Source organism: Solirubrobacter soli DSM 22325 (assembly GCF_000423665.1).
Taxonomy (GTDB): Bacteria; Actinomycetota; Thermoleophilia; order Solirubrobacterales; family Solirubrobacteraceae; genus Solirubrobacter; species Solirubrobacter soli.
In genome coordinates this window covers 53,158-67,705 of sequence record NZ_AUIK01000037.1, presented here as the reverse complement: position 1 = coordinate 67,705, position 14,548 = coordinate 53,158, and the positions used below count along the sequence as shown (strand labels likewise).

Genomic DNA, 14,548 nt, shown 5'->3' with positions numbered 1-14,548 from the left:
CTGGATCGCCAGCTCGTCAGTCCGGTTGGCGACGCGATGAGGCGCTGAAGAGCGATCCAACAGCCCCGGCTTGCCTTCGGCGCGGTAGCGCGAGACCCACTTCGAGCACGTGCGCTCGCTGACTTCGGCCGCCTCGGCGGCCTTCGCCAGCGACCACCCATGCTCGATCACACGCGACACCATCCGCTCGCGCTGTCTCAATGACAACGCCGCGTTAGCGTGCAACTTCATCCGGTGTCCTCCTTGGATCTGGCGGCCTCGAGAACCACCAGCCTCCAAGGAGGCCCGGATGAACAACCTCCTCAGGAACTACAGCTAGGGCACTAGCGATGCCCGTGCAGCGCGGCGCGGTAGCGGTCCACGAGCGCGCGGCCGATCGCTGCCTCCAGCGGCGCGAGCTCGGCGTCGATCCGCTCTGACTCGAAGAGCGTCAGCGTGACCATCGGCGGGTGCGGAGCGCGGTCCTCCAGGAGCGCGATCCGCATTCCCGTCGGCGGGTGGCTGTCCTCGAGCCGCGCGTGCTTGAGCCGCGCGACGCGCCGCCGGCGATCCCGCTCGCGCGCCGGCACCGCGTCGAGCGCGGCGCGTACGCGGCTCAGCGTCCCGCGCGCGTCGTTCTCGATCGCCGCCTGCTGGACGGCGTGCTGGAAGGTGGGGTGGAGGAGCACCCGCTCGTGCAGCGCGATCGCCGCGGCGCTGCCGCCGACCCGCGCCGCCGCCGCGTCGGCGAGGTACTCCGCGCGCTGCATGTCGCGCAGCAGCAGGCGCGCCTCGAGCCAGAGCACGGCGTCGACCGGCCGGGTGAGCACCCAGGTCAGCGCGCCCGCGAGCCACTCGACGGCGCCGAGCTCTTCGAACGCCGCCGCCCGGCGCGGCGGGCGCAGCGCCGCGGCGAGCGCGTCGAGCCCGTCAACCGCGGAGCCGACGAACAGCCCGCGTGTGGCATCGCCGTTGCGGTCGTGCCCGACCTCGTGGGCGAGCATCGCCACCCGCTCGTCCGGCCCGAGCGCCGCGAGCAGCGGCACCCCGACCACCAGCACGCGCCGCCGCCGCCAGCCGACGACCGCCAACGACGCGTTCCAGCGCGCATCGGCCACGATCGCCGACGGCGGCGGCCGGTCGAGCGCGCTCGCGACCTTGCCCGCCAGCGCGTGCAACGTGGGCGCCGCGGCGGGGTCGAGCAGCTCGCCGTCGGGCATCCCCGGCACCCGCGGGCGCATGAGGCCCGCCGCGCACACCATCGCGAGCCCGAACAAGATCGAGAACGGCTCCGGGAACTCGGTCACCACTGCGGCGATCCCACCCACGAAGAGCGCGAGCGTGAACACGTGCACGCCCGCGGCCACCGCGTACGCCAGCACCTTCGCGGGCGTCCTCCCGGCCCGCAGCTCCTGCGCGTCCCGCAACCGCGCCGCCATCCGCTCTCCGGAACTGCGCCCGAGGTGCGCCGCGAACCGGGCGAACCGCCCCCCGGGACGCCGTGCCACAGGCGGCCGCTCGAGGTTCCACCCGCACTCGCACCAGTTGGGATATCCCGTCACGACAGGAACCCGCGCGCCGCACTCGGGGCACTCCATGCGGCAACCTTAGTTAAAGGGGTCAGGCCCCTTTAGGTTGGCCTCGAGGCGGCGGAGGAGCTCGGGCTCCGGGAGCTCGGGTGGCTGTTCGGCGAGCCAACGGGTCGCGGCGCGGCGGCCGCCGAGGGCGCGCAGGCCGCGCTCGCCGTGCTCGTGGAGGAAGTCGGCGAGCGCGCCGAGGCGGCGGATGCGGGTGCGGGTGGCGGCGAGGTCGAGGCCGGCGCGGTGGGCGTCGAGGGCGTCGGCGAGGGTGTCGATGCCACTCGTCGGCCGCAGCGAGGAGACGCTGACGAGCGGGGTCGTGCGCGCGCCCAAGGCGCCGAGCGCGGCGCGCAGGTCGTGCTCGGCCCGGTGGGCGACCGCGCCGAGGTCGGCTTTCGTGACGACGAGGACGTCCGGGACCTCCATGATCCCGGCCTTGAGGAACTGCAGGGCGTCGCCCGAGCCGGGCTGGACGATGACCGCGATGGTGTCCGCCGCCTCGGCCACGTCGGTCTCGGACTGGCCGACGCCGACGGTCTCGATCACGACGACGTCGAACGCGTTGGCGAGCGCCTGGGCCGCGGCGCGGGTCGCGGGGGCGAGGCCGCCGAGCCGCTCGCCCGCCGCCATCGAGCGGATGAACACGTCGCGGTCGGCGGGATCGTGCTCGATCCGCGCCCGGTCGCCGAGCAGCGAGCCGCCGCTGCGCTTCGACGACGGGTCGACGGCGAGCACCGCGACGCTGCGCCCGCGCCCCCGCCACTCGCGCAGCAATGCGCTCAGAAGCGTCGACTTCCCGACCCCCGGCGGCCCGGTGACGCCGACGACGTGTCCCGCGCCGTCGCCGGCGGCGGAGACGAGCGCCGCCGCCTCCGCGCGGGCCGTCCGCGTCTCGAGCAGGTTGAGCGCCGCCGGCGCCGCGCCGCGGTCGCCCGCCGCGAGCCGCGCGCCGAGCGCCGCGCCCGCGCCGGCCCGTGCCGCGTCGTCGCCGCCCACCCGCGCCGCGCCGGCCCGCGCCGCGTCGTCGCCGCCCACCCGCGCCGCGCCGGCCCGTGCCGCGTCGTCGCCGCCCACCCGCGCCGCGCCGGTCCGTGCAGCGTCGTCGCCGCCCACCCGCGCCCGCTCCGCGGCCGGCTACGCCGCCGCCGATACGCCGTTGCGTTCGGCGACCAGGGCGACGATGTCGTGCATGATGCGGTCGAGCTCGAAGTCCTTCGGCGTGTAGACCGCCGCGACGCCCGCGGCCTTCAAGGCGGGGACGTCGGCGTCGGGGATGATGCCGCCGACGACGACCGGGATGTCGGCGCCGTCGAGCGCCTCGATCACGGAGGGGATCAGCTCACGGTGCGATCCGCTGAGGATCGAGAGGCCGATCACGTGCACGCCCTCGTCGACGGCCGACCGCGCGATCTGCGCCGGGGTCAGCCGGATGCCCTCGTAGACGACGTCCATCCCGGCGTCGCGGGCGCGGACGGCGATCTGCTCGGCGCCGTTGGAGTGCCCGTCCAACCCGGGCTTGCCGACGAGGATCTTCAGCGTCCGCCCCAAAGCCTCGCTCACGCGCGCGACCTCGTCGCGGAGCGCCTCGTCGGCGGCGGGCGAGGCCGCCTCTCCCACGCCGGTCGGCGCGCGATAGGAGCCGAAGACGTCGCGCAGCGCGCCGGCCCACTCGCCTGTCGTCACGCCGGCGCGGGCGGCGGCCAGCGTCGCGTCCATGATGTTCTCGTCGGACGCGGCAACCCGCCGGAGCTCGGCCAGGACGCCGCTCACGTCCCCGCGAGACGAGCGCCACGATGCCACCGCCGAGCGCGCCTCGGCCTCGACACCCGGATCGACGACGAGGATCCCGCCGTCCTCGGCGCCCGTCAACGGCGACGGCTCGGTCTCGGTGAACCGGTTGACACCGACCAGGACCTGGGCGCCGGACTCGATCCGCGCGATCCGCTCGCGGTGGGACTCGACGAGCGCCGCCTTCATGTACGGGACGGCTTCGACCGCCCCGCCGCGCTCGGACACCCGCTCCATCTCCGCGCGGGCGCCGTCGAGCAACTCGCCCACGAGCCCGTCCATCACGACCGAGCCCTCGAAGATGTCGGGGTACTCCAGGACGTCGGTCTCGTACGCCAGCACCTGCTGGATCCGCAGCGACCACTGCTGGTCCCACGGCCGCGGGAGACCCAACGCCTCGTTCCACGCCGGCAACTGCACGGCCCGCGCCCGCGCGCCTCGCCCCAGCGTCACCGCCAGCGCCTCCACGACGATCCGCTGGACGTTGTTCTCCGGCTGGGACTCGGTCAGCCCGAGCGAGTTCACCTGCACGCCGTACCGGAACCGCAGCGCGCGCGAATCGGTGACCCCGTAGCGCTCCCGGCCGATCTCCTCCCACAGCACGGTCATCGCGCGCAGCTTCGCGTGCTCCTCGATGAACCGCACGCCGGCGTTGACGAAGAACGAGATCCGCCCGAAGACGGCCTCCATGCGGTCCTCGGACACCCGCGAACGCACCGCGTCCAGAACGGCGATCGCGGTCGCCATCGAGAACGCGATCTCCTGCACGGGCGTCGCGCCCGCCTCCTGCAGGTGGTAGGAGCAGATGTTGACCGGGTTCCAGCGCGGGACGTGCTCGACCGTGTAGGCGACCATGTCCGCGATCAGCCGCATCGACGGCTCGGGCGGGAACGCGTAGGTCCCGCGCGAGAGGTACTCCTTGATGATGTCGTTCTGGGTCGTGCCCGACAGCACGGCCGCGTCGACGCCCTGCTCCTCGGCCGCGACGATGTAGAGCGCCAGCAGCCACGCCGCGGTCGCGTTGATCGTCATCGACGTGTTCATCTCGCCGAGCGGGATGCCGTCCATCAACGCGGCCATGTCACCGCGGTGGGCGACCGGCACGCCCACCTTGCCCACCTCGCCGCGAGCGAGCTCGTCATCCGCGTCGTAGCCGGTCTGCGTCGGCAGGTCGAACGCTACGGAGAGCCCCGTCTGGCCCTTGGCCAGGTTGCGCCGGTACAGCTCGTTCGACTTGGCCGCGGTGGAGTGACCCGCGTAGGTGCGGATCATCCACGGCCGGTCGCGCTCGGGCAGACGATGGCTCAGAACTAGTCCCCGTTCGCGACCGCGGCCTCGTACGCGAGCCCGCCCTCGAGGATCAGGTCGTTCCACGTGTAGAGGATCGGCACCTGGTACCAGCTCGAGTACGACGCCCGCCACTTGTTGAACTCCGGGCCGTACCAGTACGCCTCGAACTCGGACTTCTCGTTGAACGAGATCAGGTGCGTGAACTTGTACATGTCATCGCGATTGCGATAGATCCTGTACTCCGTGGCGCCATACCGCGTGGCGACGGGGGCGATCTCCTCCAATGCCGCGGCGAGCTTGTCGCCCCGGAAAAGGGTCGCGTACCACGGGATCTGCGCTACTCCGGCTGCCATCTACGCTCCCACCTCCGCCCGGATCGCGCCCGGGCCGTCCGCTGTCTTCCCCAGACCCTCGGCCTCCGCGCCCACGAGGATCGCGATCTTGCCGAGGTGCTTGTTCTCATACATGAGCTGATGGGCTTCGGCGACCTGCTCGAAGCCCAGCGTCCTCCAGAGTACGGGACGGACCTTCCCCGCCTCGATCAGCTCGTTCGCGCGGTGGCATTCCCAGGCGTTGGCGAAGTGCGAGCCGATGATCCGCTTCTGGCGCATCCAGAGGTAGCGGACGTCGAAATCGAGCGTGTGGCCGGAGGTCGCGCCGCAGATCACGACGGTCCCGAACGGCTTGACCACCAGCACCGAGGTGGGGAACGTGGCGCGCCCGACGTGCTCGAAGACGATGTCGGGCTCGCCGCCCAGCTTCTCCGCGACCGCGGCGCCGAAGCGCCGCGACTCCTTGAAGCGCGCCTTCTCGGCGTCGAAGTCCTCGTCGCCGCGCCGCATCATCCCCGCGAACTCGTTGCGGTCGATGTAGTCGACGGCGCCGAGCGCCTTGACCAGCTCGCCCTTCTCGGTGCTGGAGACGACGCCGATCGCGTCCGCGCCGGCGAGCTTGCAGAGCTGGATCGCGAACACGCCCAGGCCGCCCGCGCCGCCCCAGACGAGCACGCGGTGGCCTTCCTGCAGGCGCGCCTGGTCGACGAGCATCCGGTAGGCGGTGAAGAACGTCAGGCCGTAGCTGGCCGCCTCCTCCCACGCGAGCGCCTTCGGCTTGGGCAGCAGCTGCTGGGCCTGCACCTTGCAGAACTGCGCGAACGAGCCCCACGTGGTCTCGTAGCCCCAGATCTGCTGCGACGGGGCCGCCATCGGGTCGAGCCCGTGCACCTCCGGGTCCTCGTAGGAGGCCTGGTTGCAGTGCACGACGACCTCGTCGCCGGGCTTCCAGCGGGTGACGCCCTCGCCGACCGCCCAGACGATCCCGGACGCGTCCGAGCCGCCGATGTGGTGGTCCTCCTGGTGGTAGCGGAAGACCGAGATCGGCTTGCCCAGCGCCGCCCACACGTTGTTGAAGTTCACGCCCGCGGCCATCACGCGCACGATCACCTCGAACGCCCCCGGCGTGGGTACCGCCATCTCCTCCAGCTGGAAGGCCTCGGTCGGCTCGCCCTCGCGCTCGGCGCGGATGACCCATGCGGCCATCGTCTCGGGGAGCTCGCCGGGCTCGACGTCGAGCTGGGCGATCTGGCTGGTATCGACGGACATGGACAAACCCTACGGGCTCTCAGAACCAGTCGTCGCGTTTGACCCAGAAGAGTGTGAGCAAGACCACAGTCGGCACCACCAGCGAGCTGACGCCGAAGAGCAGGAAGTCGTGCTTGGTGTCGATGTTGTTCACGAGCCAGCCGAAGTTCTGGCCGAAGAACCCGGTCACGACCGTGTGGAGGACGAAGATCGTGCCGCCGATCGTGATCCGCGTCGCGACCGCGTTGAGGCGGTCGGAGTTCGCGTTGAAGTAGGTCTGCGTGAGCGCGAGCAGGTCCTCGATCTGGCGCTGGTACTCGCCCGCGATCTGGGCGAGGTGGTCGCCGATGTCGCGCAGGTAGGGCCGCGTGCCCTTCGTCAGGCCCTCGAGGTCGAGGATCACCTCGTGCGCGGTCTTGAACTGCTCGTGCTCGGCGGCGGTCAGGCGGTGCAGCTCGCGCACGTCCTGCTTGAGCCGGTAGCTCTGGGTCAGGTGCTCGCGCCGCGGCCGGGTGAGGATCTCGACCTCGAGCGCGTCGATGCGGGTCTCGAGCTCGGCGATCACGGGGTAGTGGGCGTCGGTCAGCCCGTCGAGGACGCGGTAGATCAGCATCTCCTCGTCGTGCGTGGGCTCCTCGGCGAGCTCGGCGTGGAGGTTCACGAGCGCGTCGCACGGGTCGCGGTGGACGGTGGCGATGTAGTCGCCCGAGATGTAGAGGTGGACCTCGAGCGGCTGCGCCGGGACCCGGGCGGTGTAGAAGACGACCAGGACGTGGCCCACATAGGGCTCGATCTTCGGCCGCTGGCCCATCTCGAGCGTGTCCTCGAGCGCGACGGGGTGCAGGTCCAGCGCGGCCCCCAGCCGGTGGACGGTGTCGGCGTCCGGCCCGACGAGGTCGATCCAGAAGAAGTGGTGCTCCTCGCGCAGATGCGCGATCAACTCGGGGTCGACCGTCGTCAGGACGTGCACGCGCTAGACCATGGCAGCCTCAGCCTCGGGCGTCGCCGCCGGGGCCTCCTCGTGCGCGGGCCTGCGCGGGTCGACCAGCAACCAGGCCGCGAGCGCGGCGAGCGCGGTGGCGATCGCGGCGATCGTGAGACCGGCGCCGAGCGCGTCGACGAAGGCGTGCTCGGAGGCGGTGCGGACGGCCGCCGAGACACCGGTGGTGTCAGCGCCGGAGCCGAGCGCGTCGACGAGCTTCTCGCGGGTCGCCTCCGGGACGTTCGGGAGCGACTGCGCCAGATCGTGGCGGCCGACGCTGGCCACGAGCGCGCCGAGCGCGGCGACGCCGAACGTCCCGCCGACCATCCGGGTCATGCTCAGCGTGCCCGACGCCACGCCCGCTTTGGTGCGGTCGACGGCGTTCATCGCCGCCGTGCTCATCGGCGACATCGTGAAGCCCATCCCGAGGCCGAGCAGGATGAACGGGACGACCAGGAACCCGAAGCTCGTGTCGACCTGGATGCGCGACTGCCACGCGAGGCTGATCGTGACCAGGCTGAGGCCGATCACGAGCGGCGTCCTCGGGCCGACGCGGTCCGCCAGGCGGCCGGCGAGCGGGCCCGCGACCATGATCACCAGCGTGCTCGGCAGGAAGCGCACGCCCGTCTGCAGCGGCGAGTAGCCGAGGATGTTCTGCATGTAGAGCGCGAGGAAGAAGAACACCGCGAACATGCCGAAGCTGATCGCGAACGCGACGACGTTCGCGCCGACGAAGCTGCGCGAGCGGAAGAACTCGAAGTCGACGATCGGGGCGTGCGAGCGGCGCTCGAGCAACACGAAGGACGTCAGCCCGACGGCGGCGACGGCGAACAGCCCGATGATCCGCGGGGAGCCCCAGCCCCAGGAGTTGGCCTGGACGAGGGCCAGGACGAGCGCGGTCAGGCCGACCGTCAGCGCGGCGATGCCGGGGATGTCCACCTCGCGGGTCGCGGTCTCGTCGCGCGACTCGTGCGTCGCGAACAGGGTCACGGCGACCGCGACGGCGGCGACCGGAAGGTTGATGAAGAAGATCGCGCGCCAGCTGACGTCCTCGGTCAGCCAGCCGCCGAGCAGCGGGCCGAGCGCCAGGGCGATGGCGGACACGCCGGCCCAGGTGCCGATCGCGCGGCCGCGCTCGGCGGGCGGGAACGTGTTGGTGATGATCGACAGCGTGCCGGGCATCATCAGCGCGGCGCCGAGGCCCTGGACGGCCCGCGATGCCACCAGCCAGCCCTCGGACGGGGCGAAGCCGATGGTCGCCGACGCCGCCGCGAAGACGACCACGCCGATCAGGAACACCTTCCGGCGGCCGAAGATGTCGCCGAGCCGGCCGCCGGTGACCAGGAAGACGGCGAAGGCGAGCGAGTACGCGTTGATCGTCCACTCGAGGCTCGACAACGAGGCGTCGAAGCTGCGCTGGATCGATGGCAGCGCGACGTTGACGACCGTGTTGTCGAGCATCACCATGAACAGCGCGAAGCACATGGCCGCGAGCGTCCACCAGCGGCGGTTCTCTTCGGAGAGTCGGAGTCGATCAGTCACTGGACTTGATCCTTTCGACGATGGGGAGCAACGCGATGAGAAGGGCGTTCTGCTCCTCGGGCGTGATCTCGGCCACGAACGTGTCGAGGGTCGCGAGACGCGCGCGCGTGAGCCGGTCCACGACCTCGCGGCCGTAGTCCGACAGCGCGATGATGCGCGACCGGCGATCCTCCTCGGATTCGCGGCGGGTGACGAAACCACGCTCGACGAGCCCGTCCACCGCCCGGGAGGCGGCGGGGAGGGACAGGCCGAGGTGGGCGGCGATCTCCTTGACGGAGTGCTCGCCGCCGTCCTCGAGCAGGAACAGCATCTTCACCTGCGAGAACGACGAACCCAGCTCGTCGACGACCCGGAACAGCTCGGTCGACGAGCGCTTGTTCAGGTGCCTCCACACGGCGGCCAACGCCTCGGTCAACTCCGTCGTGGACGCAACCTTTGCTTGCACGCATGCAACTATAAGCCACCTGTCCAGGTGCGGCGGTGTGGCGAACCGCACTAACATGGGGTAAGTGACTACCGATATTGAAGCTCTTGACGCCTATTCGCGCGTCGTCGTCTCGGTGGCCGAGAAGCTCGGGCCGTCCGTGGCGAACCTGCGCGTGGCGCGGCGGGGCACGGGATCGGGCGTCGTCATCACGCCGGACGGGTTCATGCTCACCAACGCCCACGTGATCGGCAACGGCCGCCGCGTCCGCGCCTCCTTCACCGACGGCTCCGACGTGCAGGCGTCGGTCGTCGGCATCGATCCGTTGTCGGACCTCGGGCTGTTGCGGCTGGACTCCGCCGCCGCTCCCGCGGCCGAGCTGGGGGACGCGGCCCGGCTGCGCGTCGGCCAACTCGTGGTCGCGATCGGCAACCCGCACGGCTACGCGGGCTCGGTGACCGCGGGTGTCGTGTCGGCTCTGGGCCGCTCCCTGCCCGCCCGCGACCGCACCGCCACGCGCATGATCGACGACGTCATCCAGACCGACGCCGCCTTGAACCCGGGGAACTCCGGCGGCGCGCTGGTGAACGGGTCCGGCGAGGTCGTGGGGATCAACACCGCGGTCGCGGGCGTGGGGCTCGGGCTGGCGATCCCGGTCAACGCGACCACGCGGGGAATCGTCTCCGCGCTGATGCGCGACGGACGCGTGCGGCGCGCGTGGATCGGCATCGCCGGCGGCGCGCGGCCCCTGCCGCCGTGGATCGCCGCGCTCGTGGGACGCGACAACGCCGTCGAGGTCGTCGAGGTGGTCGGCGACTCCCCGGCCGCGCGCGCGGGCCTGCGCGCCGAGGATCTCGTCGTGGCGATCGACGGCGCGCCGGTGCGGGGCGTCGACGATCTCCAGCGGCTCTTGGGCGAGGAGCGCATCGGGGTGGATGTCGTCTTGTCGGTGGTGCGCGAAGCGGAGCCGCGGGAGGTATTGATCCGCCCGGTTGAATTGACCGGGTAGAACGGCAAGCTCTGAGGGGAAGGCGAGGAGAGCTAGCGGGTCCTTCGCCTTCGTCCGTCGCGTCCATCGCCGTGAGGAAGGTCCGAGGGACGTGCGTTACGAGACTCGCGCCTGAGGCAACTTTCGTAACGCACGTCGGTAACGCGCCAGCTCGAACAGCGCGCTTTCGGTCGAGAAGCGCCGCAGTCGCCGAAAGTGATCACAACCGATCTCGCATGGTCTCCGCGACGAGTCTCCCTGCACGGCGCGGCGAGTCACCGTGGCCGGGCGCCGCGGCCGGACGGCGGCACGACCGACCCGGCCGGGCCACCGGGCGCGGCTACGGCAGCAGCAGCTTGTTCTGCGCCGAGCGCCTCGGCGGGCCGATCTTCACCTGCGCGGCGCGGATCGCGTCGTCCTGGGTGTGGACGGCGTAGGTCCCGGGGCGGGTGGTGATCGTCAGGCGGCCGGTCGAGCCCGGGGCGATCTCGGGGCTCGAGACGGTGCTGCCGCCCTTGGTGCCGCCGAGCTCGTCGGTCTCGAAGGTCACGGTCTGGGGCGACTTGGACTGGTTGGAGACGATCAGGGTGATCGTGCCGGCGCCGGCCGTGGCGGGGGAGATCTGGATGCGATCGGAGTGGATCGCGCCGGTCAGCGTGATCGGGACCGGCGGGCGCAGGTTGTTCTCGCGCTGCTCGCTGCCGCCGCAGGCCACGAGGGCGATCGGGAGGGCGAACAGGACGAGCCGGCGCACGGTGAACGAACGGTAATGCACGGCGCGCGCGCAAGCGCCGTTGCACCGTCCGACCCGCGCGCGATGCTGCCGGATCCATGCTCGAACAGACGTTCGCCACCGCCGAGTTCATCGCGCTCGACACCGAGACCAACGGCCTCGCGGGCGATCGCTGCGAGCTGACCGAGGTGGGTGCGGTGCTGGTGGGCGGGGGAGAGCTGCACGACGAGTTCTCCTCGGTGGTGGGCGTGGCCAACCCGCTGGGGCGCGGCATCCAGCGGTTCACGGGGATCACGCAGGCGATGGTCGACGCCGCGCCGGCGCCCGAGGACGTGCTGCCGAACGTGGCGAAGCTGTTGCGCGGGCGGGTGCTCGTCGCCCACAACGCGGCCTTCGACGTGCGGGTGCTGCGCCAGGCGTTCGCGCGGGCGGCGCTCGAGTGGCCGGACCCGCCGGTGATCTGCACGGTCGCGCTGGCGCGGCGGTTCGCGCCGCTGCAGCGCCGGCGCGGGTTGTCGACGCTGGCCGCGGCGCTGGGGATCGAGGTCGACGAGGTCCATCGCGCGCTGCCGGACGCGAAGACGTGCGCGCGGGTGTTCTGCGCGCTGTTCCCGAAGCTGTCGATGAACGCGATCACGGTCGCCGACGCGCTCGCGCAGATCCGCCCGCGCAAGGTGCGCACGCGGCCGGCGAAGGTCAAGCGCCCGCGTGGGGAGCGGCCGCACCTCGCCGCGCTGCCGCACGAGCCGGGCGTCTACATCTTCCGCGACGCCGACGGCCGCCCGCTCTACGTCGGCAAGTCGGTCGACCTGCGCACGCGGGCGCGCTCGCACTTCACGACCGGTGCGACGTGGGCGGCGGAGGCCGAGCACGTCGACCACCAGGTGACCGAGTCAGAGCTCGGCGCGCTGCTGCTCGAGGACCGGCTGATCAAGGCGCTGCGCCCGCCGGGCAACGTCCGCGGCAAGCAGGAGCCCGACGGCTACGTCTACCTGCGCTGCCGCCTCGACATCCCGTTCCCGATCCTCGAGGTCGCGCGCGAGCCCGCGGCCGGCCACGCGGTGTGCGTCGGCCCGGTGCGGGGTCGCGCCGCGGCGGCCGAGCTCGTCGAGCAGCTCAACTCGCTCTTCGGCCTGCGCCACTGCGGCCGCACGCTCCCGCGCCGCGAGCACCCGAGCGCCTACGGACAGATGGGCCGCTGCCTCTCGCCGTGCCTGCACGACCTGGACCCGAACGTCTACCGCGAGCGGCTCGACCAGGCGCTGAAGCTGTTCGTCGGCCGCGACGGCGGCCGCGCCCTGCTCGAGCGGGTCGACCAGCAGACGCGGGTGGCGAGCGCCGAGCGCCGCTACGAGCGCGCGGCCTGGCTGCAACGCCGCAAGGTGCGACTCGAGGCACTGCTCGACCGCCTCGGCGGCGTCCTGCGCGACACCCACACGGGCGCCCGCCTCGTGCTCGCCCCGCACCCCGAGGCCCGCGGCCGCTTCGACGCGATCTGGATCGCCGGGGGAAGAGTGATCGATTGGGGCCCCGTGGCCGCGCCCGGCGAGGGCGCCGGCGGCGGCGCGATCGCGCTCGCCCCGCACGACAACCTCGTCGCGGACCTCGCCGCGCGGTCGGCGCGGGCGTTCCGGGCGGCGCCGGCGCCCGGCAAACTCGGCGGCTGGTTGCCTGCGGACGCGGTGGCGGAGGCGCGGTTGGTCGGCATGTGGATCGCCGCCAACCGGCCTCCGTCACTCGAGCTCGGCCCCCGGACGGGCGAGGCGGCTCACGGAGCCTTCCTCGCCCGCGAAGGGGTCGCTACGGCTGTGTTGTCGACAGTGTGAACGTCAAGGTTTTGCTGTACGTGCCCGTCCGGAGCGGTTCGCCGACCGGGATCGTCTGGCGGAAGTCCACCGGGACGACTTCGGTGAAGACCGGCGTGGTGAACGTCACCAGGTTGGTCGGGGACGCGGCGCCGCCGACCGGGGCGAAGGTCCCGCCGCCCGCCCGCGCCTGCAGCGGCAGCGTCAACGCGGACGTGCCGTTGACGAGGTGGCCGACCGAGGCGGTGCCGCGGTCGGACACGCTCAGCGTCGTGTCGCCCGCGGAGGAGACGACCGTGGCCGTCGTCGAGTCGTCGTAGTCACGCGCGACGCCGGGCGTGAAGCCGCCGAAGGACGCCGGGGCGCCGAGGGTGAGGCTCATCGTCGGCGGGACGGTGCCGCCGACCGGCATCGTGGCGGCCACGACGATCTCCGGCCCGATCGCGGTCTTCCACACCGTGGCGCCGCCCGCGTCGGCGACCAGCGCGCAGTGGATGACCTTGCCCACGTCCGCGACCGTCGGCGCGTAGGTGCTGTTGCCGTCCTCGTCGACCAGGTACGAGTCGAGCCAGGTCAGCTCCTGGTTGCCGTACGTACCGGCCGGATCGGGCGCGGTGGAGAAGCTGCCGAGGTCGATCTGCGACGGCGCCCGGAAGTGCGGGTGCGACGCCGGGACCTTGTTCGAGCGGTACCACTTGCGCGAGTACGTGATGCCGGTCGGCCCGGTCCACGTGCCCTGGTTGCAGGTGAGGTTCTGCCCGACGAAGCCCGTGCCGGTCACGGTCGGCGCGACCGTGTTGACCGGGATGTCGGCGGGGGCGAACTCCTTGACCTGGATCTCGCGGTAGGAGATGCGGTCGTTGCCGCCGTGGGTCTGCAGGCCGAGATAGCCGCGGGCGAGCTGGCGCGCGACGGTCGACGGGTCGCCGTTGCGCGACGCGATCTTCGGGATCGAGTTGTCGAACTGGTTGATCATCCGGCCGTCGACCAGGACCGTGTACTGCTGGCCGATCGTGCGGATCTCCATGTCATGCCACACGCCCTTGACCAGGCGCTCGTACGTCCGCGACTGCTGGGCGTTGAGGTTGCGGAAGTTGTAGATCGAGCCCGTCTTGATCGGGTCCGAGCCGCCGAGCGGGCCGGTGCCCGTCAGGGTCTCGTTGATCTGCACCTCGTGGCCGCACGCGACCTGCGTCCAGTGCTGGTGGTTGTCGGCGTTGGCGTTGTGGGTCAGGGTCCCGGTCCCGGCGAGGTTGGTCAGGTCCTCCGTGCCGGACCGTGCGCAGTAGGAGCCCGAGTACGTGCCGGCCGGCGGGTACGGGCCGCTCGCGCCCGTCCACGTGTACGACACCGACGCGCCGGGCGTGTCACGCGCGCACGCCAGCAGCGCGCCCGGGCAGAGCTCGTAGTTGAAGCCGGTCGGCTTCTGCGCCAGCACGGCGGCCGTGTTCGCCCCCGTGTAACGGACCTCAGGCGTGCGGATCATGACGCCGCCGTTGCGGGTCGCGATCTCCGTGTTCTGGACCGTGTACTGCAGCCGGAACACGGCGTCCCCGAACGCCTTCACCGGGTACCAGTAGGCGCCGAAGGGCGAGGCGCCGACGAGGAACGAGCCCTCGACGGTGTCGAGCGTCGCCTGGCCCTGCCCACTCTGGCTGGCCGGGCGCGACTGGGCGGCGGTGCCGGCCGCGAACGCCCACTTGTCGAACGACGCGTCGGACCCCGTGGGGGATCCGTCGAAGATGTACGTGAAACCCGGGTCGGGCGGCGGCGCCGTGTACTGCGCCTGCGCGGCGGCCGGAGCCGCCGCGAGTGCGACCAGGGCCATTGCGAGCGACCTGCGCATAGTTCTCCCCT

At 72.0% G+C, this 14,548-nt stretch carries 13 protein-coding genes; 2 read left to right on the top strand and 11 right to left on the bottom strand.

Annotated features, from left to right (window positions below; translation table 11 throughout):
- The 9 genes from G569_RS0127615 to G569_RS52010 form a co-directional block, all read right to left on the bottom strand.
- The coding region (locus G569_RS0127615; protein ID WP_157592355.1) for a leucine zipper domain-containing protein at positions 1-231 on the bottom strand (231 nt) is incomplete at its 3' end.
- Between the two features lie 92 nt (positions 232-323).
- Positions 324-1,487 carry a M48 family metalloprotease gene (locus G569_RS0127610; RefSeq protein WP_157592354.1) on the bottom strand — a complete coding sequence of 388 codons (1,164 nt, stop codon included), beginning with the start codon at positions 1,485-1,487 and terminating at the stop codon, positions 324-326.
- A gap of 99 nt (positions 1,488-1,586) precedes the next feature.
- A complete protein-coding gene (locus tag G569_RS52025; protein WP_245602565.1) occupies positions 1,587-2,672 on the bottom strand; it encodes an ArgK/MeaB family GTPase in 1,086 nt (361 codons plus the stop codon).
- Positions 2,673-2,693: 21 nt separating this feature from the next.
- Positions 2,694-4,655 carry an ethylmalonyl-CoA mutase gene (locus G569_RS0127600; protein ID WP_037499607.1) on the bottom strand — a complete coding sequence of 654 codons (1,962 nt, stop codon included), beginning with the start codon at positions 4,653-4,655 and terminating at the stop codon, positions 2,694-2,696.
- Between the two features lie 2 nt (positions 4,656-4,657).
- Entirely contained in the window at positions 4,658-4,990 is a 333-nt protein-coding gene (locus G569_RS52020) for a hypothetical protein (protein ID WP_028065833.1), read from the bottom strand.
- Entirely contained in the window at positions 4,991-6,238 is a 1,248-nt protein-coding gene (gene ccrA / locus G569_RS0127590; RefSeq protein ID WP_028065832.1) for a crotonyl-CoA carboxylase/reductase, read from the bottom strand. It lies immediately after the preceding gene.
- Positions 6,239-6,257: 19 nt separating this feature from the next.
- The gene (locus G569_RS0127585; RefSeq protein ID WP_053227058.1) at positions 6,258-7,187 is read right to left on the bottom strand and encodes a magnesium transporter CorA family protein; all 930 of its coding nucleotides are present in this window, start codon (positions 7,185-7,187) and stop codon (positions 6,258-6,260) included.
- Between the two features lie 3 nt (positions 7,188-7,190).
- Positions 7,191-8,741, bottom strand: coding sequence for an MFS transporter (locus G569_RS52015; RefSeq protein ID WP_157592353.1), 1,551 nt, complete (start codon positions 8,739-8,741; stop codon positions 7,191-7,193).
- Entirely contained in the window at positions 8,734-9,186 is a 453-nt protein-coding gene (locus G569_RS52010) for a MarR family winged helix-turn-helix transcriptional regulator (protein ID WP_169542256.1), read from the bottom strand. The genes G569_RS52015 and G569_RS52010 overlap by 8 nt, the downstream gene beginning before the upstream one ends.
- A gap of 64 nt (positions 9,187-9,250) precedes the next feature.
- On the opposite strand from G569_RS52010, the gene G569_RS0127565 reads away from it, so the two are divergent.
- Complete coding sequence (locus G569_RS0127565) at positions 9,251-10,174, top strand: S1C family serine protease (RefSeq protein ID WP_028065829.1); 924 nt, start codon at positions 9,251-9,253, stop codon at positions 10,172-10,174.
- Between the two features lie 319 nt (positions 10,175-10,493).
- Here G569_RS0127565 and G569_RS0127560 read toward each other — a convergent pair whose 3' ends face one another.
- Positions 10,494-10,907: a cupredoxin domain-containing protein gene (locus G569_RS0127560; RefSeq protein WP_157592352.1), complete on the bottom strand. Its 414-nt coding sequence runs from the start codon at positions 10,905-10,907 to the stop codon at positions 10,494-10,496.
- A gap of 77 nt (positions 10,908-10,984) precedes the next feature.
- Here G569_RS0127560 and G569_RS59060 point away from each other — a divergent pair, with 77 nt between their 5' ends.
- On the top strand, positions 10,985-12,712 hold the full coding sequence (locus G569_RS59060) for an exonuclease domain-containing protein (RefSeq protein WP_053227055.1): 1,728 nt from the start codon (positions 10,985-10,987) through the stop codon (positions 12,710-12,712).
- On the opposite strand, the gene G569_RS59055 is transcribed toward G569_RS59060, so the two are convergent.
- Positions 12,687-14,519 carry a 3-keto-disaccharide hydrolase gene (locus G569_RS59055; RefSeq protein WP_028065827.1) on the bottom strand — a complete coding sequence of 611 codons (1,833 nt, stop codon included), beginning with the start codon at positions 14,517-14,519 and terminating at the stop codon, positions 12,687-12,689. The two genes, G569_RS59060 and G569_RS59055, sit on opposite strands and share 26 nt — an antisense overlap.
- Positions 14,520-14,548: the final 29 nt, after the last annotated feature.